The 23,027-nt window shown below is 68.7% G+C and carries 21 protein-coding genes, 1 tRNA gene and 1 pseudogene; 4 read left to right on the top strand and 19 right to left on the bottom strand.

Features of this window, described 5'->3' with window-relative positions; genetic code table 11:
* Together ACFYO8_RS28980 and ACFYO8_RS28975 are read left to right on the top strand one after the other, a co-directional pair.
* Window positions 1-202: hypothetical protein (locus ACFYO8_RS28980; RefSeq protein ID WP_387257800.1), on the top strand; the 202-nt coding region annotated here is incomplete at its 5' end.
* A 196-nt stretch (window positions 203-398) separates the two neighbouring features.
* Window positions 399-1,967, top strand: a complete 1,569-nt coding sequence (locus ACFYO8_RS28975; RefSeq protein WP_387257799.1) for a hypothetical protein — start codon at window positions 399-401, stop codon at window positions 1,965-1,967.
* 92 nt (window positions 1,968-2,059) lie between these two features.
* On the opposite strand, the gene ACFYO8_RS28970 is transcribed toward ACFYO8_RS28975, so the two are convergent.
* The 11 genes and pseudogenes from ACFYO8_RS28970 to ACFYO8_RS28920 all read right to left on the bottom strand — a co-directional run bounded on the left by ACFYO8_RS28970 (window position 2,060) and on the right by ACFYO8_RS28920 (window position 14,679).
* Window positions 2,060-3,412 carry a zinc-ribbon domain-containing protein gene (locus ACFYO8_RS28970; RefSeq protein WP_387257802.1) on the bottom strand — a complete coding sequence of 451 codons (1,353 nt, stop codon included), beginning with the start codon at window positions 3,410-3,412 and terminating at the stop codon, window positions 2,060-2,062.
* 99 nt (window positions 3,413-3,511) lie between these two features.
* Window positions 3,512-4,828: pseudogene (locus ACFYO8_RS28965) on the bottom strand (zinc-ribbon domain-containing protein); the annotation flags it as partial.
* 170 nt (window positions 4,829-4,998) lie between these two features.
* On the bottom strand, window positions 4,999-5,262 hold the full coding sequence (locus ACFYO8_RS28960; RefSeq protein WP_387257797.1) for a DUF1883 domain-containing protein: 264 nt from the start codon (window positions 5,260-5,262) through the stop codon (window positions 4,999-5,001).
* Window positions 5,263-5,893: 631 nt separating this feature from the next.
* Window positions 5,894-6,844 carry a hypothetical protein gene (locus ACFYO8_RS28955; RefSeq protein WP_387257796.1) on the bottom strand — a complete coding sequence of 317 codons (951 nt, stop codon included), beginning with the start codon at window positions 6,842-6,844 and terminating at the stop codon, window positions 5,894-5,896.
* 99 nt (window positions 6,845-6,943) lie between these two features.
* A complete protein-coding gene (locus ACFYO8_RS28950; RefSeq protein ID WP_387257794.1) occupies window positions 6,944-7,453 on the bottom strand; it encodes a DUF4913 domain-containing protein in 510 nt (169 codons plus the stop codon).
* Window positions 7,450-8,589, bottom strand: a complete 1,140-nt coding sequence (locus ACFYO8_RS28945) for a hypothetical protein (protein WP_387257793.1) — start codon at window positions 8,587-8,589, stop codon at window positions 7,450-7,452. The genes ACFYO8_RS28950 and ACFYO8_RS28945 overlap by 4 nt, the downstream gene beginning before the upstream one ends.
* Before the next feature lie 19 nt (window positions 8,590-8,608).
* Window positions 8,609-10,036: a relaxase gene (locus ACFYO8_RS28940; protein ID WP_387257791.1), complete on the bottom strand. Its 1,428-nt coding sequence runs from the start codon at window positions 10,034-10,036 to the stop codon at window positions 8,609-8,611.
* 8 nt (window positions 10,037-10,044) lie between these two features.
* Window positions 10,045-10,461, bottom strand: coding sequence for a plasmid mobilization protein (locus tag ACFYO8_RS28935; protein ID WP_387257790.1), 417 nt, complete (start codon window positions 10,459-10,461; stop codon window positions 10,045-10,047).
* A 937-nt stretch (window positions 10,462-11,398) separates the two neighbouring features.
* Complete coding sequence (locus ACFYO8_RS28930; protein ID WP_387257788.1) at window positions 11,399-12,271, bottom strand: hypothetical protein; 873 nt, start codon at window positions 12,269-12,271, stop codon at window positions 11,399-11,401.
* 309 nt (window positions 12,272-12,580) lie between these two features.
* The gene (locus tag ACFYO8_RS28925; RefSeq protein WP_387257787.1) at window positions 12,581-14,149 is read right to left on the bottom strand and encodes an ISL3 family transposase; all 1,569 of its coding nucleotides are present in this window, start codon (window positions 14,147-14,149) and stop codon (window positions 12,581-12,583) included.
* 116 nt (window positions 14,150-14,265) lie between these two features.
* Window positions 14,266-14,679, bottom strand: a complete 414-nt coding sequence (locus ACFYO8_RS28920) for a DUF6924 domain-containing protein (RefSeq protein ID WP_387257785.1) — start codon at window positions 14,677-14,679, stop codon at window positions 14,266-14,268.
* 191 nt (window positions 14,680-14,870) lie between these two features.
* Between ACFYO8_RS28920 and ACFYO8_RS28915 the strand changes: the two genes are divergently transcribed.
* Window positions 14,871-15,122 carry a helix-turn-helix transcriptional regulator gene (locus tag ACFYO8_RS28915; protein ID WP_387257783.1) on the top strand — a complete coding sequence of 84 codons (252 nt, stop codon included), beginning with the start codon at window positions 14,871-14,873 and terminating at the stop codon, window positions 15,120-15,122.
* Here ACFYO8_RS28915 and ACFYO8_RS28910 read toward each other — a convergent pair whose 3' ends face one another.
* Window positions 15,123-15,350, bottom strand: a complete 228-nt coding sequence (locus ACFYO8_RS28910; protein WP_387257781.1) for a hypothetical protein — start codon at window positions 15,348-15,350, stop codon at window positions 15,123-15,125. It lies immediately after the preceding gene.
* Window positions 15,351-15,555: 205 nt separating this feature from the next.
* Here ACFYO8_RS28910 and ACFYO8_RS28905 point away from each other — a divergent pair, with 205 nt between their 5' ends.
* Window positions 15,556-16,737, top strand: coding sequence for a tyrosine-type recombinase/integrase (locus ACFYO8_RS28905; protein ID WP_387257779.1), 1,182 nt, complete (start codon window positions 15,556-15,558; stop codon window positions 16,735-16,737).
* Between the two features lie 114 nt (window positions 16,738-16,851).
* Here ACFYO8_RS28905 and ACFYO8_RS28900 read toward each other — a convergent pair.
* The 7 genes from ACFYO8_RS28900 to ACFYO8_RS28870 all read right to left on the bottom strand — a co-directional run bounded on the left by ACFYO8_RS28900 (window position 16,852) and on the right by ACFYO8_RS28870 (window position 22,937).
* Window positions 16,852-16,925: transfer RNA gene (locus tag ACFYO8_RS28900), tRNA-Pro, on the bottom strand.
* Between the two features lie 138 nt (window positions 16,926-17,063).
* Complete coding sequence (gene der / locus ACFYO8_RS28895; protein WP_355047310.1) at window positions 17,064-18,473, bottom strand: ribosome biogenesis GTPase Der; 1,410 nt, start codon at window positions 18,471-18,473, stop codon at window positions 17,064-17,066.
* Window positions 18,470-19,150, bottom strand: coding sequence for a (d)CMP kinase (gene cmk / locus ACFYO8_RS28890; RefSeq protein ID WP_387257777.1), 681 nt, complete (start codon window positions 19,148-19,150; stop codon window positions 18,470-18,472). The genes der and cmk overlap by 4 nt, the downstream gene beginning before the upstream one ends.
* A gap of 171 nt (window positions 19,151-19,321) precedes the next feature.
* Entirely contained in the window at window positions 19,322-20,092 is a 771-nt protein-coding gene (locus tag ACFYO8_RS28885; RefSeq protein WP_354874393.1) for a pseudouridine synthase, read from the bottom strand.
* Window positions 20,079-20,957, bottom strand: coding sequence for an SMC-Scp complex subunit ScpB (gene scpB, locus ACFYO8_RS28880; protein ID WP_355047309.1), 879 nt, complete (start codon window positions 20,955-20,957; stop codon window positions 20,079-20,081). The genes ACFYO8_RS28885 and scpB overlap by 14 nt, the downstream gene beginning before the upstream one ends.
* A 4-nt stretch (window positions 20,958-20,961) precedes the next feature.
* Window positions 20,962-21,972 (bottom strand): ScpA family protein, encoded by a 1,011-nt coding sequence (locus ACFYO8_RS28875; RefSeq protein ID WP_355047308.1) that lies wholly within the window; start codon window positions 21,970-21,972, stop codon window positions 20,962-20,964.
* Between the two features lie 41 nt (window positions 21,973-22,013).
* Complete coding sequence (locus ACFYO8_RS28870) at window positions 22,014-22,937, bottom strand: AAA family ATPase (RefSeq protein WP_354874399.1); 924 nt, start codon at window positions 22,935-22,937, stop codon at window positions 22,014-22,016.
* Window positions 22,938-23,027 lie beyond the last annotated feature (90 nt).

The following is a 23,027-nucleotide window of genomic DNA, read 5'->3' as shown; positions in this document are numbered from 1 at the left end:
TGAACTGGTCATGCCCGTCTTGCTGCTACCAACACCGGCGCTTCTACTTCGAACCACCCAAGCCGGACACCCTCACGACTTTGCCGGGGCCCTGGGGGCCGACACCGTCGCAATCGCCGCGCTCACGCATCTCGAAGCCGCGCTGCCCGAACCCTGGCCAACTCTAGGCGGTGAAGCCGGGGAGGGCTTGAAGCACGGATAGACGACCCTGGCCCGATCGGCTGGTGCTGTTGCACGCATTGAGGCTGATCATTCCACGTCGAGGCTGGATGGAGGTCCCTGGCATCCCGCGCCGTGCGACCCGTCGAATGAGCGGGGATAACGACACCTGCTCGCCGTCGTTCGTCTGCAACGAAGCCCGGCACCCGTCATCGAGCTACACGTGCGAGGATCGGGCCATGGCACTGATCTCCGCCGATGCGCTGGCTGGTTACCTTCTAGAAGAGGCGATCGCCTTCCTACTTAGCTCAAACGGATACCGGCTCCTGCAGGACTCGGACGCGGATGAGCAAGCCTTACGTCAAGCGGGACACGGCCTGCTCGTTCGAGGCCGCGGCGCTGATCACCAAGCAGATGTCTTGGGGGATCTGCTTATGCCGACGCCGTTTTCCCTGCCTGTTCGACTCTTCGTCGAGGCCAAGAACCGCGGATCGAAGGTCGGTTTGGCGGAGGTGCGCAACGCCCACGGCGTGATCGACGACGTCAACCAGCAGTACTCGACCGAGCTGTCGACGTCTTACAGGCAACCGCTACGTCGGTATCAGTATCGCTACGCTTTGTTCTCGGGGGCCGGCTTCAAGAAAGAGGCGCAAAGCTACGCACTGGCTCAACAGATCTCGCTTGTCGACCTTTCCGGACCCGCGTTCGAGCCTCTCATTTCGACGGTGGCAGAGGCAGCAAAGACGATCTTAACCGAAGCGGAGGACGCAAATCTCACGAACTTTCCTGTTCGACAAACACGACAAGCACTACGGAACGCATTCAGCAATGCTGGTACCGAAATCCCTCCGACCGATGTAGTCTCCGAAAGCACGGGCGGCGGCCTACCTCCGAATGTCTTGGTACAATGGGCTGCCCGAGTAACTGCGGAGCTGCAGGACTCGGCTAGCGGCGAAGGCCTCATCCTGGGTTTTCCTGCAGCGCCCTTCATCCTAGCCATGCAGCCCGACAGCATGGAGGAGCTCGAGGCTTTCATCGCGGAGCACGGCACTCATATACCCGTCAATATTCGTTTCGGGCGAGAAGGGGTTCGTGGAGACTGGAACATAACTCCTGCGGGACACCCAGAAGGTTTCCGACTATGGTTCGGATTACCCGGAGCGCTCGAATCCTGGTTGCTGTCCACGCCCGAGCAGGAACGACGGCGCGCCGCCGACGCCAAAAAGATCTTCTTGCGGACGATTAGCATCTTCTTAGAAGATCGGCTGGTTCAATTGCGGTATGAGCCGATACAGGCACCTGCCCCGCTCCCCTCGCAGGAGGAGCAGGTTGAGGACGGAGCGGGAACCGACGCCGCTGACACTTCGTTCCTACGCCGGCATCTTTCTGCCCGAGCCCGAGAGCGGAGACGCCCAGAGCCATTCATTGTGATTGAAGATCAGCCTGAGCAAAGGCCTCGAGAGATCCGAGGCTGGTCAGAACAGGCAGCTTACCAGCTGATGACCGTTCTCGCCGGTCCCTATCCTATGCACGCAGAATTGATCCGCGCCGCCGCGCGTCAGGACGGTCGACTCGAGCGGGAACAGGTGTACACGATCGCCGAGTTTCCAGCGGAACGCACGCTGCGCGGACTAACGAGGCCCACCAACCGCATCACTGCAGCCCTCATCGAGCAAGACTGGCTTCCGGAGGAAGTGGAGTATCCGTTCCAGACGGGCTACGACCACGGTGTCCGAGCGACTCATTTCCTCGTGCCGCGCAACCTCGTGGCAGCGCTCCGGGCGCTTGGGCCACCTCGAGGTATCTAACAAAGGGCCTTTGTGAGATACCTGAGCGGGTCAATGGACGCGAGTCACTATCTGTCAGGTGTGCGAGGAACGATACTGGGCAACCGACGCCCTTAAAACAGTCGAAACTCGTCGAGCCGCATTCTTCTCCTGCTGGTTCCAACCCGCGGCCTTCCTGTCCTTTGCCCACGGCACCGTCCGCAGCCCTGCCCCTTGACTCGGGCGGAAACCTTTGTCTCCCACTCGTTCGACCCGCAGCAGGGACAGTGCCAACGGCAGCGGTCACCGGACCGTGGGCGGAGCCGATCAGGCCCCCGCTCGGGGTGGTCGAGGTTCGCCAGGAAGGTGTCCGCAACATCAGGATGCAAGTCGGCCAGGGACCCGCCTGGCGGAGGGTCCTGGCGGATCGCGCTGCGGCGACGGATGCTGCATGGCTGGCAGCCGCGTCCCGAGGTGCGGTTGACGACGGGCGCAACCCACTCGTGCGCACAGTCCGGGCATCGCCAGAGCACCCGGATGGTCGACCCACGAGCCAGGTCGAGCAGCTCGATGTCGCGGGTTTTGTCGACGTCAAGGATCCGCACTGCCTGGCTAAGCAACTCGGGAGCGACGTCACGAACCCGGAGCTCGGCCCGACTCAGGCGAGCTTGGTAGGAGCGTTCCCGCCGTGAGCACGGTGGACAGCCGGTTTTGCGCTGGGCTCGGCTGACTACCTGGGTTCGCCATACGTGTCGGCAGGTTCCGCACTGCCAGACGCACCGGTCTGCGGAGCCGGGAACCAGCCACTGCGCACCCATCTCCGGACGCGTCAAGTTCTCGACCAGTTCGCTCGCCAGCGCGGGGAATAGCTTCGCAAGGCTCTCGCCGGGTGGTGTGCTTTGGTATGCCTTCCACTCCTCGCGCGCCGCAGCGACTGCTACGGCCATCCGATCGCTAGACAACGACGAGCACGGCACGGACTGCGACCGCAACCACTCCGCGAGGATCAAAAACCACTCCGTCGCATCCTTGGTGCCCGCCACCACGGTCTCCCCTGGAACCGGCGGCGTGCCGGGTTGCCGAACCCGTACATAGCGCACGCCCAGCTTGGCCATGACCTCTGATTTGCGCAGGTCACGGGCGTGAGCAGCGGCACCGGCGTGCCAATGGGCCGGGTCCAGGTCGATGTAGATCTCGGCCGAGGACAGGAAGAGGTCCAGCCGCTCCGCTGATCGCCGACCGCCGTCGAGGCGCACGTCGACTTCGACTTCGTCGCCGGTCGCGGCCGCCAGCAGTTGGGCGAGCTCCAGTTCGAGGAGGCTGCGGCCTCGGCGGCGGCAGCGGCCGCAGCCGTAGTCCGGTGATTTCGCCCGATCGCGTACGTGCGCCTCGTAGAGCGCACCGCATCGGCAGCGCCAAGAGCAGAGTGCGGCAGCCCGCGGGTACAGCGTCTCCGGTCCATGCCCCGGCCAGGAGATGTTCGCCACGAAGGACGAGGCAACCTCTGGCATGAGCGTCGCCAGTGACTTCTTCTCGGGGGCGACCCGGCTGGCAACGCCTCGAGCAAGGTACGCGCATGCGGCACAAAGCAGGCGAGTCGCGTGAGTGGCGACGGAGCGTTCGAAGTGCCGGGAACACTCCGGGCAGCGCCAGACGCAGATGTCGTTAGTCCCCGCGGTGAAGCTCTGCGGGTCCCGACCAGGGTGAGACTTGTTGGCGACGAACGTGGCGGCCTGCTCCGGATGCGTGCTGCTGAACGGAGCCGCTTCGCCGGTATCTCGCAGCAGCTCACCCGCCCGTCGACGCCCACAGGGCGGGCAGCCACGGCCAGCGGTTCGGTTCGTCACGGTAGAAACCCACTCGTGCGCACAATCGCCACAGCGCCACAGGCATCGGTCGACCGAGTTCGGACGGAGGAGTGCGGGGCGCCGCTCAGGTCGACGCTGGTTGACGACGAACTGGGCCGCGATCTCTGGATACAGGTCAGCGAGCGACCGGCCGGCCAGCGGTGCGCCGCCCATAAACTCCGCGCATCGAGGGCAAGGCCGGCCGGCGCCGACCACATTCAGCACCGTCTGCTCCCACTCGTGATCGCAGGCGCTGCACCGCCATCGACACCGGTCAGTCGCAGATTTCGGCAAGGAGTCAGGGGTGCGGTGAGGGTGGGTCAGGTTGCGGATGAACATGTCGGCCACCGTGGGGTGGCTAGTGCGCAGCGGCGCTGTGGTCGGCGGCCGACGCTTCGCGGCCCGGCATCGTGGGCACACACTTCCGGCGACCCGGAGCCGGATTCTAGTGTGCCAGGTATTGCCGCAGCCGCAGCGCCACCAGGCCACCTTGTCGGAGCGGACGCTTACCTCGGTCACCGGCGTCTGCTCGGCCCGGTCCTCCCAGCGCAGGAAAAACTCGACGATCTCCGGGCAGGCGTCGCCGACTCGGCAGGCCACACGGCTGGAGTTGGCCGCGGCCCGACGCTTGCCTGCGCACGGCTTGCAACCGCCTCCTCCGGAACGGGTCCGTCGCACAATCGGGTTCACCCAGGAGTGACCGCAGGACGAGCAGCGCCATCGAACCTCGGCCGAGGACTGGGCGCTAACCGTCTCCGGTGTGGCGGTGGGATACGTGAGACACTCCAGCCACTCCTCGGCCAGCTCCGGCATGACTTCCACCAGGCTACGGCCCAGCCCCGGCGTGTCGGCCTTTCGTCGCAGACGGCTCCGGCAAGCCTTACAGCCGGGCGCCGCTCGCACTCGCACCGCCGCAGCCTGCCACCATTCGAGCCCACAGGTAACGCACCTCCACCGGGCCTTGCGGTTCGAGCCCCGGGGAAGGTCACTCAAAGCCCTCGTCCAGCCTTCGGCCTCAAGCAACTCTGGCAGGAGTTCCGGATGAGCGCTCGCCACCGTCTCCCGAGTTTTGGCAACCACGCCCGCATCATGGCAGCCGAGTACGACGTCGTCCGAGAGGCAGAGCGATTACGCGCTGCCACACCCTAACCGGCTGATACGAGCGCTTCTGCGGATGCCAGCGATTCGTCAGGGTGGCGCCATATATAGACGCGACGCCGCTCGCATCAATCGAAGACTTCTTCGTACTTGACCCTGATTCGCCCGTGGTAGCTGTCGACCACCAGGTACCAGTCGTCGTCGTACGGCACCTCGAGGAGTACGGGGCTGACGTCGAAGAAGCCGCCGTGATACTCGTACTCGTCGCCGTCGAGGTATGCCTGGTACTCGTCGGCGTCCATCACGCTCACCCGCGCGGACGAGCCGCGCAGATGCACTGCGAGTTGTGTGCCACCAGCGCAGCCGCCGAGATCGAACCATAGGTGCTCCATAGGCGACTACTAACCGACGGCGTGGCGTACGTAAAGGTACCCGTCCATTTTTGAACATGATCCCTGCTCCCAGTTTTGATCGGAGCAAGGAGGTGCAGTCGACGAGACAGCGAGCAGCGCGGCCGCTGGGGCCACCTGCTACTGCCCTGACCAGGGAGGATGCCACGGTAGGCCACGAACATCACGTCTTCCGCAACCCGCCGTCGTCCACACCGGCTGAGGTACACGCCGTCCTCGACCGCGGCGGCCGCACTGGACGCCATGGTCGGCACCGCCCTGTACGGCGACGGTGACTGGAGAGAGGTGCAGGAGCTGCATCTTCAGTTACTCGGGCACGAGGACCACCAGGCCAGCGCCCTCGCCGCGACGTGCCTTGGGCATGTCGCGAGGGTCTACCGTCAACTGGACGAACGGCGAGTAGTCGCCGCCCTTCCGCCGAGCCCAGTCATTGCCCCACATCAGAGGCACTGCCGACAACGCGCTGGACGACATCCGTCTGTTCCTTCACCCGCGTCGCGCGCGGTGGCGCCGGCGCGTCTGGACGGCCGTCCGCCCCTGGACGTGGATCTGACTCGCACGTCATTTGCATGCATCGTGCGTGCGAGCGATGCGCGGTAAAGCACCCCGGTGGTCAGCTCTGCTGGTAGTTCACCGCGGCGAACCCACACGGGTGGTGCAGGTGGAGGTAGTAGGCACCCTCGCCGTACTCGTCAAGGTCTGCGCCGCCGATCAGACCGACGTAGTCCATCGGTTGGCCGCATCCAGGGCAGAAGGCGTGCTCGGCGTCCTGGATCCAGTCGGGCCAGCCGCCCAGCGTCGAGCCGCCCTGCTCCCACGCGCTTGCCCCATAGGGGCCGCGCCGGGCCCCGTCGGGGGTCGGCACCAGTACCGGCGGATCCTCCGCCGCGGCGGGGCCCAGGTAGCCCGGGCGGGTGTTGCCGGGCCACCAGACAGTGTCACCGGCCGGCGTGACCTCGCTGTACAGCGTCGTGTAGCAGGCACAGAAGTGGCACGTCTCGATCACCAGCCGGCCAGGCCAGCCCGTGTGCGTCAGCGCCGCGCCGACGGACGGGTCCGCGGTGTCCAGCACGGCAGCCGTCCACAGTGGCGACGCGCACCATGGACAGGTGGGACGGTCCGCGCGGCGCGGAGCCTCGCGCATGCCCCACCGATACGCGCTGTTGCCGCACAGGTTTCGCCGGCGGCCGTCCGGGTCGACCGTCCAACCACCCTCCCGCGCGTAGTTCAGCGCACCGACGTACAGCTTATCCGCGCCGGCCGGCGACTGCGTCGACCAGCGGCGCAAGGCGCTCTCGGCCAGCGGGTGACCTGAGTGCGCCAGAATGAGCAGTAGGTGGTTGAGCCGGTCCGGCGTCCGGCCGCCGTCGATGCGCTCGACGACGCGGTGGACCACCTCACCGTCCGCCGCCCGGTACAACTTCGCCGGCCACAACACGTCCCGGTCGAGCAGGGAACCGAGGTACGGCGTCAGCCTTTCCGGATCAGTGTCCGCAATGACGGACAGCTCCTCGACCGCGTCATCGTCCCCGATGGAAGCCTTACTGACCAACTCCTCGATCACGGGTAGATGCTAGCCACGTCGACCAGGAGGCTCACGCGACGGACCAGGCAGGGACGTCACCCCATACACGGGCTTGCACATCGCCACCTGCGACGGGTGTCAGTCCCACCAACTCCACCACTCCGCTGGCGCAGGTTCGGCCGGCATCTCCGGAGACGAGTGGTGCCGCGCCGCCCCGAGGTCGCCGCTCACGGCGCAGTTGCGGAACGGCCCGTCGTCGCCGTACAGGATGGGCAGCTGGTGGTCGAGTTCTCTGAGCCAGTGCAGCATGCCGGTCATCTGCAGGCGGGCTTGTTCCCAGCCATACCAGAGGGCGGTCAACCGGGTGACCGCTTCGTCGTGGCGCCACCATTGCTCGCACCAGTGCCATCGGGACATGCCGACCTCGCTTACCGGCCGCGGGAAGGTCGGCAGCAGGTACGTGTTCACCCACTCCTCGACCGTGGAGTACAGCGGCGGCTGATCGCCCCCGTCATCAGCGTGGCCACGCTCGGCATGGGTCTGCTGGAGGTCGGTAACCTGCTTCGTCAGTCTCGCCACCTCAGCGGCAAGCTCATCGAGTTGGGTTGCCGCCTCGTTGGGGGTCTGCTGGGACGAGCTGGCGGTCATCGAGCTCTGCCGCGCATCTGGACTGCGGTGGTCGCCGCCGCGGGCTGCTTGGCGGCGACTGCCGCGTCGACTTGGGCAACGCGAAGCTTGGGAAAGGCCAACGTCCACGCGGGGGTCGCGAGGACCTCAGCGTTGTGGACTGAGGCGGTAGCGGCGGTGTGGTCAGCGTTGTCGTCGCGCACCACGCCCGCCGTCTGCCCGATCGCATGCTCGTCGACCGAGGTACGGGGATCGTCCAGCGTCCCACCGTCTCGGACTCCCTCACCCCGCTCAGCGGCAGCTCTGCCATGCAGGTCGCGGGCTAGAGCTTCCTCTACGTGACTGTGCGCGAGGCGGATGCCTTCGACCGGCCGTCCGTCGGCGTTCCCGGTCCTGATGGCCCGACGCATCTCTACCGTAAGGTCGCGAAGGAGCTGCACGGGTTCGCCGGCGGGGAGTTTGCCGTTGGCACGCCACTGGCGCTGTAGCTCGTCGAGGGCTTCGGGCCGTACGTGTTCCGCCAGCATCATTGCCTCTTGCCGGACAGCGGCGTCGAAGTCGTCGACCTGCCCACGGCCACCCCGCGGCAGAGCGGCGGGCCCGTCCGGGGTGATCCCCTGCCGGTCTGGCGTCCCGCCGTGGGCGCGAGCACCGTGCTGCCGGTAGCCCGCGCGGGCGTCGTTCTCCCACACCTCCCGGGCGGCGGCGCGCATGGCCTCGGGGATTGCGCTGCCGGCGTGCCGGTGTCGTTCGTAGGCGGCGATCAGGTCCGGGCGGAACTGGCGTAGTCGTTGCTCGGCGAAGTCTGCTGCCCGCCGGGCGACCGGGTCGGCGCCGGCGTGAATGGTCGCGGTGCGCCAGACGGCGGCGGCCTCGGCGAAGGTGGCCTTGTTGAGCAGCCAGTCGCCGTCGAGTGATGCTGCCATTCGTTCGCGGTCCGCGCGGACCTTGGCGGCCAGTCGGTCGGCTTCGCGGCGGGCTGCCGCGGCGGCCTGGTCGCGGTGGGCCTGGCGTTCGCGGTCGGCGGCCTTGTTCTGGATGCCGACGGCGGCCCAGCGGGCGCCGGCCTCGCCGACGGTTGCCATCGTGGCCAGCCCTTGCAGGAACTGCTGGCGGGTCTCGGCCATCGGGTCCTCGTGTTGCTGCGGGTACGGCACGTGCGCCTCCTTTGCCTGCTCAGCGGCCACGTCCAGCGTGTCGGCCGCCTCCCACTGTCGGTTCGGAGGTGGACGTGGCAGTGAGCGGCAGCGCTACCGCCAGTTGCCGGCCACCCGCTACCAGCCGCAACGCATCGGCTGCGGCTCGGGCTGTCTCGGCCTGGTGTAGGCGCTGCTGTGCCTTGCGTAGCTGCTCGAGGGTGTCGGCGAGGCGGGCCAGGTCCATCACCAGCGCGAGCGCAGCCATGGCGTCGTCGTCGCCGGAGATGCGGCCCATCAGCGCTACCAGCCGCGACATAACGCGCATCTCCTGGCCGCGGCCGGTTGGCCGACGGACCCGCCCGTACAGGTCCCGGGCCGCCCGGTCGAAGACCTCAGCGGCCCGGTGCAGCGGCCCGCGCCGGTCACCCTCCATCGCGTACGCCAAGCTGGTGAGCAGATCCGCCGCGGCGACCGCGGTGGCCTGCGCCCGGCCCGGTTCGGTACGGGCAGCGCGGCGGATGTCGTCGGCGGCCGCGGTGGCCACCTTGGCGGCCTGGCGCATCGCCTCGACACGTTCGCTGCGGCCAACCGTTGGTGCCGTCTGCTGCGGTGTCGGGGTGCCCCAGCGCACCCGCAGCTTGGGCAGGGTCATGTCGGGCGCCAGCCGGCCGCCGCCGAAGTAGACCGGTTGTCCGCCGGCGGTCCGGGCGCCGGGAAGCGCGACCGCGTACCCGGTGATCTGCTGGGCGTCGGTGCTGCTGCGTCGGAGTCGAACCAGCACCCCTGTCTCCCGGAGCCGGGTGAAGAACTCCTCCTCCGAGCTGGCTGCGGCCACGGCCCTGCGTACCCGCCGGCGCAGCTCGCCGCGGGGCGTCTGGGCGCGGCCGGTGCGGCGGGCCTTGCTGACCTCGACCGGGTGGGGACGGCGGTGGGCGGTCCGGTCCGCCGGCGGGACCCGGCGGTGCAGGTTGTAGCGGCGAGCGACGTTGTAGGTGGCCTTGACGCAGCGCGGGTAGTCGTTGCGCATCCAGTTGGTCCGCCCGTCCTCCCGCACCAGCGTGGCGACGATGTGCACGTGGTCGTCGGCGTGCCTCATGGCGATCCACCGCAGGCCCGGATCGGTGGCAGCGGTGGCGACACCGACCTCGGTGAGCATCTGCACCGCCATGCCCGCCCACATCGAGTCACTGATGGTGCGGCGCCGGTCCTCCGGCGCCAGCCGCATGCTGGCGTGCCAGACAAACTTGTCCGGCGGTCGGTAGCCCGCCCGAACCGGTTGCTCCAGCAACGCCGTCAGCACGCGGAAGTCCCGCTTACCGCCGGCGGCGGCCTTGGGCTCCAGGTCCGCCAGAGGACCCCCGCCGTCCCACGCGGTCACCAGGTGGGGGTTGGTGTGCTCCTCTGCCTTGCCCGGGCCCCATAGGTAGCGCAGCAGCCCACCGACCCGCGAGCCGCGTCGGTGCACCCGGGTAATCACCGTAGTCTCCGGTGGACCAATGAGATCACCTCGTCAAGCCGAGCCACCGCTGCGGCGCAGAGTCGAACGGCGTCGGTGATCCAGTCCGGGAGCTGGCCGGTGGCGTTGAAGGCCGCAGCGGCCTGGTTGACGTTGTTGCCGAACATCACCACGGCGCGGCGGGCAGCGAACAGCTCATGCTGCAGGTCTCGCAGGTCACCGATCGCATCGTTGGGAGCTTGGCCGGCGGTCGCGGCGGCGACGGCCGCCTTGGCCGCGTATCCCGTGGCGGTCAGGTTCGCGGCTGCGGCTGCGGCGTCGATCGCAGCCTTTTCCTCCTCCGATAGTCGGAGCAGGATCGCGTGCGGGCGGGCCGGTCGATGGTGGGCACGGTGCCGGGTCTTCCGGGGTGGGGCGGGCTGATCGTTGTCCATCACCTGCCACTGTGTGCCCCGGGCGCTGCCGGCAAGTGAGCGTCCGGGGGACCTCACTCAGGCATACGTGGCTGAGACCTCGTGCGCCGACAAGCCTGCGCTGGTAGCGTCCGCATACCCACCGACGACCCTCGGGTAGGAACCAGTTTGGGCGCGGTCTGCCGTCCTGGTCTGGGAAGGCCAAGCTTGCGCCTGCCCGACCTGCTGGCGTCGTTGCGGTCATCGGCGGGCGCTGCGGTAGTCATTCGAGAGCAAGCCGACCCGCACCGCAGCCGCGCAGCGGCGAGGAGCGGAAGCGGCGCGGTAGCAGGGGTAATCCCGGAGCCTCCGCGCCAGCGTCGTTCGTCACGCTACGCCTGGGCGTGGGCCGGAGACTGGTCCCGTTCGTCCGTACCTACCTGGCCGCACTCAACCGAACGCCCACACGGGGCCGGCGCGGCAGGCGCGGACTCGCCTCCATTGCCGATCTGCGACCGCGCCCGGTCGCAGATCGATAAGCAATGGCCATATCTTGCTTCACCCACCGCCTGCTCGACCGGATGCGTCATGGGCTCGTTGGTATCGCATCCGGTAGAGCCCTGCGTGGTCCGGATCTACTTTGCGGGGCGGGCCCGGAAGCGGCACTGAGGGGACGGCTATCAGAATCCCGGGTATGGTCGCGGCTGCGGCGGCGCGGGCCGGCAGGATGCGCTAGACGGCAAGCACGTCACGGCGGGCACCTACGGTGCCCGCGCCGACGCGACCGCCTCGGGCATCCACCAGCTGCCCAGGCGGGCCAGCCGGTGATCCTGCGCAGCCGCCTTCGAAGCCCCCAGCCGGGTACCTGCTCGGCCTGGGCGAGCGGCGAGCGCAACTATAAGCGGCTGGTAGCGCTAGACGGTGGCCTCGATTGGCACGCTCTGGGAGCTGCAGCCGCAGGCTTCACCGAGGTGCTGGGCTACTCTTCACCAGCACTGGTCTGCTGCTCCAGCAGCGTCAGCGCCGCCTGCAGCATCGCCGTGGCGGCGGTGAAGAACATGTGTAGGTGCGATGGCTCCAGCGCCTGCCGGGCATCAATGTAGTCGTCGTACTTCTCAGGTGTGCGGGCCAGCATCGGCACCGGCCATACCTTCCCGTGCGCGGCACCACTGCCGACCCGCCACATGAACATGTGCGAGTACTGCTTCACTACATCGCCCGGGTGAAGGTGCTCGGCCGCCCACTGGACGACAGCGGTGGCGTTGAAATTCGGGCGGGTGCATCCGCGCCGGGTCAGCTCGGCGCACAGCCGACGGCGGGACTCCGTCAGCTCTGCAATGTGCGCCCGGGCATCGTCGAGCCGATGCGGTGGCAAGAGTGCGTACCGCACAACGTCCTCGGCCTGCTTCTTCTCCTGGGCGCACTCATCTGCGGCTGTGATCAACGCCCGCGTAATCCGCTCGTCCTGCTGCGGTGGTGCGAGCATCCAGATCACCTGCGCTGCATTCAGCTGCGCTGGGCGGCACAGCGATGACCAAGCTGCTGGGGATGCGATCCACTCGGCCTCCCACAGCATGACCGCGACATCTAGGTGTTCACGAGCCGCGTGAACACCGATCCGCGCTGGCAGGCTCACCGACACCCCGAGCGGTGCCTCCTGGTCGTCGTACGCCAACCGGCTGCCCGGCCCCGGTATGAAGGTCGTTGTTCGGTAAGACCTCCATGTCCGCACCAGGCGTACCTGCGCCTCCAGGTCCGCCATCCGGTCGACGACATCCATGACCTCTGCCGCTTCCTCATCACTGAATCCCTGCAGGAACACGCGGCCGTTCGCATACGGAAATTCGGTCATCATGCTGGTCTATCAATCACGGTGGCAGGAGGCCAGCGCTTAACCGGTCAATTCTTGGCCTGAGAAGTCGACACGCACCCGACCTGGGAATCCAGCACGCAGGACGAACGGCCGGGCCGGTCGCCTGGCGCTGACGCCGAACGGGTGCCGTCGGCATTGAGAACTGCATCGAGCGGAGGACGATCCCGTAACTCAAAGGACGTACCCGGTAGTGGCCCGGGCGGTTCGTCTCGGCAACGCCGCGGACATTGTCGGCTCCGCCTGAAAACTGGCTCTGGCGCAGATTCTGTGATTGATCTTGGTGGCGGCTCACGAGTTGGTCAGGACGCGTTTGCGGAGGAGGTCGAGGTTCGCCCGGCCATACATCTGTCGCTTGATCGTCTTGATGCGGTTGACCTGGCCCTCGACCGGACCTGAACTCCATGGCTGGGCGAGGCCGGCGACGACGGCGTCGCGGTCGCTGACAAGACCGGCGGCGAAGCCGCGGATCTCGGGGTATCCGGCGCGGCGGGCGCGGTTGATCCAGGCGTCGAGGTGCTGCCCGGTTCCTTGATGGCGGACCAGCGCGGCAAACCCGCGGGCGAGGCCGTCGACGGTGTCGAGGTCCGGGCAGCGGCGGCGGGCGTCGGCGAGATCGACGTGTTCGTCGTCGGTGAGTTTGTGGCCGGGTCGCATGATCCAGGCGGTGATCCGCCGGGCCGACGGCACCCGGACTGCGGTCGCAGGGGCAGGCCGGGCGCGGTTGATGGTGAGCCAGTCCCGCAGCACCCGCAGGCTGCCTTGGTAGCCGCGGGCCAGGATCTCGCCGTGCAGGTCAGCGGTCTGATGGACGCCGTCGGTGAGGCGTTGCCGCAGGTAGGAGTGGAACGGGGCGAGGACGCTGGGTCGGCTGCTGGCGTTCGGGCCTATCAACGCCTCGGCGGTGGAGGCGCGGGCGTACCTGCGGGCGGTTCTGACGTTCATATCGAGTCGGCGGGCCGTCGCGCTGATAGACAGCCCTTCGGCTCGCAGAGCGTGCACGGCCGCGTGGCGTTGGCGCGTGTTCGCCGCCCGCCGCCCCGCCTCGCCCGGCTCAGCGGCCAGCGTGACCAGGGAAGATGTTGGTTCGGCGTGGGTGCGTAGGCATCGGCGGTGCCCGCGGATGACCTTCTCGACGGTGTCGCTGAGGTTCTTCAGCAGGTGCCACCGGTCGGCGACCTGGATCGCGTCAGGTGCTCCCTTGCGGGCACCCTCGGCATAGCTGCCGCCCCGATCGCGGCAGATGATCTGAACACCGGGATGGTCGTGCAGCCAGGCGGCGAGGGTGTCGGCGGTGCGGTCGGGCAGGACATCGATCGGTCGGCGGGTATGCATGTCGAGCAGCACGGTCGCGTAGCGATGCCCACGGCGGCGGGCAAAGTCGTCCACGCCCAGCACCGTCGGCGTCACCGGCGGCGGGTCGGGCATCCGGTGGATCATCCGGATCAGCGTTGACCGGGAGACCGACACCGCCAACCGCTGCGCCAACCTGCTGCCCGGTCGACCGCCCAACGCCACCGCGACGGCCTCCAAGTCACCGGCCGCCACGACGGTGTGACGGGCATGCCGACGAGTCAGGCCCGGGACCTGCTCAACGAAGGTCCGCCGCCCGCATTCGCCGTTCACGCAGGTGAATCGGCGGACCGTCAACGCGACCAGCACCTCGTGACCACCCAACCTGACATCGGCCAGCCGCCGCACATAGCGACCATGCCTTGTGGTCGACCAGGTGCTGCAGGTGCCACACCGCGCCCGCACAGTCTGTGTCGCCGCATCGATCCTGACCCCGACGCCCCGGACCACCACCGCTTCCAACCGCAGGCCCGTCAGGTGCGGCAGCAATGCCGGAATGATCTCCACCCAGGCACCCAACCCGAACCACCGCCGAGCGCGACTCACAAAATGTGTGCCAGAGCCAAGGTTGAGCCGGCGTTGACAGACATCACCTCGGAAGCCGCTTCCTGGCAGCCCGACACCTACTTCGAGAAACCTCGGAACACGCCATCCCGGTCTGCCGCGTCGGCGAACTCGAAGAAGTCCATGTTGGCGATCGAGAGGTTGTTCTCAACGCTCCAGATCTCAGCCGGCACCACACGGAACCAGCGACCTGGCTGGTGGAGCAGGTCCAGCGCAACGAGCGGCGTTTCCACGTTGGTCACGGTGACGTTGTCGACAAGGAACAGGAAGCTGCGATAGGTAGCCGTCGGCAGCGCCGCCACCTGTTCAGGGGTCAGGTCAGCGAATGCTCGATCGCTGACGAAGGACAGACTCGCCGCGAACCCATCCGCTGTGGGCGCGATGCTCGCCGAGCGCACCGCTTCCCAAGCTGCCTCGTCGGAGAAGTCGGTACGGAGCACCAGAGTGCAGGGCGTGTCCGGCAAGGTCAGCATTCGTGAAGTGTTGCAGGGGTTCCACGAGCCCCGCCAACCGCTACCAGGGCCGCCAACTGCCCGCTACCGCTGTGGCGGTAGCGCACCGGAGAACGGCCGGCCGCAATCGTCGTGTCAGGGCATGCCGATTAGTGCCTCGACAGCCGGTCGCCTCGGCGTCCACTCCCCTCACCCCTGGAGGATTGGGCAAGATGATCACCAGCTCGCTCACCCATGAGGAACTGCTGCGACTCCCTGCGATTGTCGACCTCTCCACTGCCGCTCGCGCCCTGGGCGTCGGCCGGACGAAGGCCTACGAGCTCGCAAAGCTGGACACGTTTCCTTGTCCAGTGCTCCGGATTGGCACGACATACCGCGTCCGGACTGCGGACCTGCTGAGGCTGGTCGGCATCGACCGGCACGGCGCCAATCAGGAGCACTCATCCGCTTGTACTGGTATGTGATCAGTCGGCGTTTCCTGTCTCCTCCGGCACGGCCCATTCCGGCCGGTACCGCCCGGCGAGCACGTCGTCAACGAGCAGCGCGAGAATGCCGGACGGCGTGAGGTCAGGCCGCATCGCCGTCAGCCTCTCCATCTCCGAGGGTGTGAGGCGAATCTTGACCTGCTGATCCCGCCTTTCCCGCGTCGGCAGCGGCGGCAGGTTCTCGGCGACAGGACGCTGTCGCGGCATGCCTCAACTCCTCGAACTGTCAGAACGGCTAGGTGACGAGTCGAGGTTGCCACATCCCACACCGCCTATCACCAATCACCAACCCACGAGCCCGACGGGACCGCGAATAGGTACCTAATTTAGGTACCATCGGGTCAAGTGCGCAGTAGCTTCACGCACGAGACCAGGGCGGCAGCCCATCCCTCATGGAAGGAACAGGACGCACGTGAGCGCCTCGGACCCGATCAAGAAGGTCACCCTTCGCAGCGGCAAGACCCGCTACCGGTTCGTCCTCGACGTCGGGCGTAAGCCGGACGGACGTCGCGACCAACGCACCTACACGTTCGACACCAGGAAGGAAGCCAGGGCGGAGTACGCCCGGATCAAGCACGAGACCGGCCGCGGCACCTACGTCAAGCCAGGCAAGATCACGGTCGATGAGTTCCTCGACGAGTGGCTGACGTCCGCCACCCGCGATGTCGAGAAGGCCACCACGGCGAACTACCGCGACGCGCTCCTGCCGGTCCGTGTCCGCCTTGGCGCCAAGCCGCTGCAGGACGTCACCGAGGCCGACATCGAGGTACTGGTCGACTGGATGCTCACGGAGGGACGGCGCCGTGGCGGTAAGCCAGGGACCGGATTGGGCGTCCGGTCGGTCCGCCTGACCCTCGGCCGACTCCGGACCGCGTTGAACGTCGCGGTTCGCCGTCAGCTCGTGGTGCGGAACGTCGCGGCATTCGTGACCATCCCCCGGGCAGCGGCGAAGGCCGCCGCTGAGGAGAAGGCGAGGCGCAAGCCCTGGACCCAGGACGAGGTGAAGGCGTTCCTGGCCGGCATCGCCGACGAGCGTCTGCATGCTCCCTGCCTGCTGTCGCTCATGGGTCTGCGGCCCGCTGAGGTGTGCGGGCTGCGGTGGTCCGATGTCGACTTCGAGGCCGGGACGATCGCCGCCGGCGACAACACCCGGACGCTCGTCGACGGCGAGGTCGAGGAGAAGGAGGCCAAGTCCGCGGCCGGCAAGCGCGGGCTACCGATGCCCGCCACGGTCGCGAAGGCGCTGAAGGACTTCCAGACCCTGCAGAAGAAGGAACGGCTGCAGGCGGGCGAGGCATATGTCGACAGCGGCTACGTCCTGGTCGACGAGCTCGGCCGCCCCCAACGCACCGACTGGCTGCGCCGCCGGGTCTACAAGCTGATGGAGAAGGTCGGCGTGCGGAAGGTCCGACCCTACGATGCCCGCCACGCCTGCCTGACCTATCTCGCCGGCGCCGGCGTGCCCGACGTCGTGCTGGCGGCCTGGGCCGGCCACGCGGACGGCGGCACACTGGCCAAACGGGTCTACGTCCACCCGGACAACAGCCACCTCAAGGTCGCCGCCGAGCACCTGGAATCAGGCCTGTTCGGGTAGCTCCAGTGACACGAAAGTCAGCAGTACGCGCGTACGTGATAAATCGTGAGACGGAACAGCAAGAAGGCCTCGACCCACCGAAGTGAATCAAGGCCCTGACCTGCTCTTTTACTGTCGGGACGGCCGGATTCGAACCGACGACCCCTTGACCCCCAGTCAAGTGCGCTACCAAGCTGCGCCACGTCCCGATGCCCCCGCCAGGTTTCCCCCGCGGCAGCCGGTACAGCTTAGCGCAGGATCTTCGCACCGTGCGCAGAGGCCCCTCCCGCGCCGCGCGCCACACCCCCTAGAGCATCCTAGGAGGGTGGCGTGCGGCAGAGAACGGGTCAGCCGTGGGCCTTGCCCCGGCCGCCGGGGCCGAGCTTCTTGCGCGGGCGTACCGAGATCTCGATCGGGCTGCCCTCGAAGCCGAACTCCTCGCGGAGCTTGCGCTCGACGAAGCGCTGGTAGCCGGCGTCCAGCGGCCCGGTGGTGAACAGCACGAAGCGCGGCGGCGCCGCCCCGGCCTGGGTGGCGAACAGGATGCGCGGCGCTCGTCCGCCGCGCACCGGGTGCGGGGTGGCCTGGACCAGCGCGGTGAGCCACTGGTTGAGCTGCGCGGTGGGGATGCGCGTCTCCCAGCTCGCCAGCGCCTTGCGCAGCGCGGGGGCGAGCTTGTCGACGGCGCGGCCGGTCTTCGCGGACAGGTTCAGCCGGATCGCCCAGGGGATGCGTCGCAGCTCCCGGTCGATCTCCTTGTCCAGGTAGTAGCGGCGGTCGCCGTCGACCAGGTCCCACTTGTTGAACGCGATGACCAGCGCCCGGCCGGACTCGACCACCATGGTGAGGATCCGCTGGTCCTGCTCACTGATCACCTCGCTGGAGTCGATCAGCACCACGGCGACCTCGGCCGCCTCGATCGCCGAGGCGGTACGCAGGCTGGCGTAGTACTCGGTGCCGCTGGCCTTGCCGACTCGCTTGCGCAGGCCGGCGGTGTCGACCAGTTGCCAGGTCTCGCCGCCGATCTCGACCAGGCTGTCGACCGGGTCGACAGTGGTGCCGGCTACCGAGTCGACCACCGCGCGCTCCTCGCCGGAGAAGCGGTTCAGCAGGCTGGACTTGCCCACGTTGGGGCGGCCCACCAGCGCCACCCGGCGCGGGCCGCGCGGCCGGTCCTCCACGATCTTCGGCGCCTCGGGCAGCGCCTCCAGGATCGCGTCGAGCAGGTCGCCGGAGCCGCGGCCGTGCAGCGCGGAGATCGGGAACGGCTCACCGAGGCCGAGCGACCACAGCGAGGTCGCCTCCATCTCGATGGTGGTGTTGTCGGCCTTGTTCGCGATCAGGATCACCGGCTTGGCGCTGCGGCGCAGCATCTTGACCGCAGCCTCGTCCACGTCGGTGGCCCCGACCATGGCGTCCACCACGAACAGCACCACGTCGGCGGTGCCCACCGCGATCTCGGCCTGGGCGGCGATGGCCGCGGCCCGGTCCTTGGCGTCGGGTTCCCAGCCGCCGGTGTCCACGACTGTGAACGACCTGCCGTTCCACTGCGCGTCGTAGGGCACGCGGTCCCGGGTCACGCCGGGGATGTCCTCCACGACTGCCTGCCGACGGCCGATGATGCGGTTGACCAGCGTGGACTTGCCGACGTTGGGACGGCCGACCACTGCCACCACGGGCTGCGGACCGGTCGGCTCACCGGAGTCGACCTCCGGCTCGCGCAGCTCCACCCAGCCACCGAAATCCTCGTCACTCATGAGACATCCCGCTCCGTGAGCATCTCGCGCAGGCGCGCCACGACCTCGTCGATGCCCAGCTCGGTGGTGTCCAGCACCACCGCGTCGGGGGCCTGCTGCAACGGGTTGACCTTGCGGGTCGAGTCGAGCCGGTCCCGGCGGGCCAGGTCGGCGGCGGTCGCCGCGACGTCCGCGGCGTCCTCGGCACTGCGCCGCTTCGCGCGCGCCGCCTCGGAGGCGGTCAGGTACACCTTCAGGTCCGCGTCCGGGGCGACCACCGTGCCGATGTCCCGGCCTTCGACCACGATCCGGCCCGCGTCGGCGATCACCCGCCGCTGCCGGTCCACGAGCAGCTCGCGTACGGCGGCGACGGCGGCGACCGCGGAGACGGCCCGGGTCACCTCGGCGCCGCGGATGGCCGTCGACACGTCGGTGCCGTCGACGGTCACGGCGTACCCCTGGGGGTCGGTGCCGATGCGGAGGCCGGCCTCGGCGGCGACCTTGGCCACCGACTCGGTGTCGGTGAGTTCGACGCCGGAGCGCAGGACCGCCCAGGTCAGCGCCCGGTACATGGCGCCGGTGTCGAGGTAGCGGGCGCCGAGGCCCGTGGCCAGTCGCCGCGACACGGTGGACTTCCCCGAACCGGACGGCCCGTCCACAGCGACCACGCATCGCCCGGCCGGTACGTTTTCCTCCACCGTTGTCCTCCTCAGCCCGTACCTCGCGGGTCGCCCGGTGTGTCAGGCGCCGTTGAGCGGATGGTTCTGTCGTCAATCGTGCCCGCGCCGCGCGGGCGTCCCGCCGGGCCGGCGTGTGCCGGCCCGCGGACCGCGTCGAAGCCTACCGGGAGCGGTACCCGGATCGGCGGGTCAGTCACCCACCGCCTTGAACAGGGCGGCGACCTCCGCGTTCGTCAGTCGCCGCAGCCGTCCGGTGCGCAGGTCGCCAAGCTTGATCGGACCGATCGAGGTACGGATCAGACGGGACACCGGGTGTCCCACCTCGGCCATCAGGCGCCGGACGATGTGCTTGCGCCCCTCGTGCAGGGTCAGCTCCACCTGGGCGGTTTTGCCCAGCGTGTCGACCACCTTGAACCCGTCGACCTTCACCGGCCCGTCCTCCAGCTCGACGCCGGCCATCAGCCGCTTGCTCAGGCTGCGCGGGATCGGCCCGGCCACCTCGGCGAGGTAGGTCTTGAGTACCTCGTACGACGGGTGCATGAGCTTGTGGGCGAGGGTGCCGTCGTTGGTGAGCAGCAGCAGACCCTCGCTGTCGGCGTCCAGTCGCCCGACGTGGTAGACCCGCTGCTCCAGCCGCGCGCCGATGAAGTCGGCGAGCTCGGTGCGGCCCTTCTCGTCAGCCATCGTGGTGACCACCCCGCGCGGCTTGTTCATCGCCACGTAGACGAGGCGGACGTCGGCCTGGAGTCGTTCGCCGTCGACGACGATCACGTCCCGCGCCGGGTCCGCCTTGTCGCCGAGCTGCGCGACCCGGCCGTTCACTGTCACCCGGCGCCGGAAGATCAGGTCTTCACAGGCGCGCCGGGAACCCACCCCCGCGGCGGCGAGCACCTTCTGCAGGCGCTCGGCGCCCTCGTACACGGGGGCGTCGGGCTTCGGGGCACGGTCATCGCGTCGCATCGGCAAGCTCTTCTACGTCGTCGGGAAGGAACGGGGCGAGCGGCGGCAGGTCGTCCACCGAGTTCAGCCCCAGCTTCTCCAGGAACATCGTGGTGGTTCGGTAGAGGTAGGCGCCGCTGTCCGCTTCGGTGCCGCACTCCTCGACCAGGCCGCGACCCACCAGGGTACGGAGCACCCCGTCGCAGTTGACACCCCGGATGGCCGAGATGCGGGAACGGGTCACCGGCTGCCGGTAGGCGACCACGGCCAGCGTCTCGAGCGCGGCCTGGGTCAGCCGCACGGACTGCCCGTCCAGTACGAACCGTTCCACGTACGTCGCGTATTCCGGCCGGGTGTAGAGACGCCAGCCACCCGCGGCCCGGCGCAGGTCGAAACCGTGCCCGGCGGCGGTGTACCCGGCGGCGATCTCGTCGAGCATCGCGCCGACCCGCTCCGGGTCCTGTTCGAGGACCTCGGCCAGGATCAGCTCGCTGACCGGCTGGTCCACCACGAGCAGGATCGCCTCCAGGGCGCCGCGCAGCTCCGCGTCGTCGAGCACGGGCGCGGGCGGCGGTTCGGGCGCGCGCCGCCGTCCCCGCTTCGGGGGTACGCCGTCGGGACCGGCGTCAGTCGGCCCGGTTGCGGCGATCTTGGAAGGAACAGGCCCCTCCAGCGGCCCTTCGCTGCCCAGATCTCTGGGCGTTTCCGACACCGCGCCGGGATCCGTTTGTGGCGAACCAGACGTGTCCGAGATCTCGGATTCCACCTGCTCCCCGGCCGCGTCCGAGTCGTTCGGGGCAGGCTTGGGCGGGGCGGGTCGCTCCCACGGGGGCACCCAGGCGGCAGCCTGGTCGGCCAGGGAGTCGCGCCGTTCCTCGTCGCTCATCCGCTCACTCCTGCGTCGGTGCGGGTTCGCCCGCGGCCTCTGCGTGTACGCCGGCGTCGGATGCGGAAGCATCGTTCGGCGCGGCGGCGTCGGCGGCGGGGGTGGATGTGGTCGTGGGTTCGGGGGTGCCGGCGTACTCGTCGACTGTCAGCTCGGCCCTACCCTCGGCCGGGCCGGTCCAGCGGACCGTCAGCTCCTCCAGCGCCTGCTCCTGCACGAACGCGACGAGGCCCTGCCGGTACAGCTCCAGCAGCGCCAGGAACCGGGCCACCACTTCGAGTGTCATCTCGCAGTCGGCGCAGAGCAGCGAGAACGTGGCGACCCCGGCGCGGCGCAGCCGGTCGGCGATGATGCCGGCGTGTTCCCGGACGCTGACCCGGACCATGTGCACGTGCGCGATCGACACTTCGGGCACCGGTTTCGGGCTCATCGCCCTGACCGCGAGCTTGCGCAGCCGCTCCGGACCGATGCCGAGCACCAGGTCGGGCAGCGCCTCGGCGTACCGCGGTTCGAGGGTGACCGCCCGCGGATAGCGCCGGCCGCCGACCGCCTCCAGCTCGGCGATGTGCGCGGCGGCCTCCTTGTACGCCTTGTACTGCAACAGCCGGGCGAACAGCAGGTCCCGCGCCTCCAGCAGCGCCAGGTCCTCCTCGTCCTCGACCTCGGCCGAGGGCAGCAGCCGGGCCGCCTTCAGGTCCAGCAGGGTGGCGGCGACCAGCAGGAACTCGCTCGTCTCGTCCAGGTCCCACTGGTCGCCCATGGCGCGCAGGTACGCGATGAACTCGTCGGTGACCTTGTGCAGGGCGACCTCGGTGACGTCCAGCTTGTGCTTGCTGATCAGCTGGAGCAGCAGGTCGAACGGGCCGGTGAAGTTGTCCAGCCGGACCGTGAAGCCACTCGCCCGCTCGCCGGCGCCCGGGTCGGCGGGCACCACACCGTCGACCTCGGCGGCCAGCTCCGCGGCGACGGCGGGATCGCCGGGGCCGTGCGGCGGGTCGAGGGGCGGTGCGGTCACCGGGAAACCGTAGACGACGCGGCGGGCGGCCGGCGTGCGCCCTACCGGTCCGACTGGGCGGCGATGACCTCCCGGGCGAGCTGCCGGTAGTTGCGCGCGCCGGAGGAGGCCGGGTCCATGGTGGTGATCGGTGCGCCCGCCACCGTGGACTCGGGGAACTTGACCGTCTTGGTGATGACCGTCTGGTAGACCTTGTCGCCGAACGCCTCGACCACGCGCTGGAGCACCTGCCGGCAGTGCGTGGTGCGGCTGTCGTACATGGTGGCGAGGATGCCTTCGAGTTCCAGGTCGAAGTTGAGCCGCTCGCGCACCTTGTCGATGGTGTCCAGCAGCAGCGCCACGCCGCGCAGGCTGAAGAACTCGCACTCCAGCGGGATGAGCACGCCGTGCGCGACGGTGAGCGCGTTGATCGCCAGCAGGCCCAGCGAGGGCTGGCAGTCGATCAGGACGAAGTCGTACTCCTTGCGGATGGTGCGCAGCACCCGCGCCAGGGCCATCTCCCGGGCGACCTCGTTGACCAGCTGGATCTCGGCGGCGGAGAGGTCGATGTTGGCGGGCAGCAGGTGCAGCCCGGCCACGTCGGTCTTGATCAGGACGTCCTCGGCGGTGACGTCGTCCTGCATCAGCAGGTTGTAGACCGACAGGTCCAGGTTGTGCGGGTTGACGCCCAGCCCGACGGAGAGGGCGCCCTGCGGGTCGAAGTCGACGAGCAGCACCTTGCGGCCGTACTCGGCCAGGGCCGCGCCCAGGTTGATGGTCGTCGTGGTCTTGCCGACGCCGCCCTTCTGGTTGGCCATCGCGATGATCCGCGCCGGGCCGTGCCGGTCGGTCGGCATGGGTTCGGGGATCGGCTTGCGCATGGTGTACGCGGCCGGGTCGGCGGGCCCGAGATCGGCGCCGAGCGTCGCCTGCTGCTCACGGAGCTCCGACGTCCAGGTCTCGGCACGGTCACCGTTTCCTGCCATGTCCTCGTTGCCCCCTCCCGACGACCACCCGGCGTCGGAGCCGTCCGACGTCCCTCGCGGCGCCGCTGCGCACCCCCCGGTCCGTCGTAC

Source organism: Micromonospora sp. NPDC005257, assembly GCF_042872445.1.
GTDB lineage: Bacteria > Actinomycetota > Actinomycetes > Mycobacteriales > Micromonosporaceae > Micromonospora.
The sequence above is the reverse complement of the archived record's forward strand: the minus strand, read 5'-3'. Positions and strand labels throughout refer to the sequence as shown.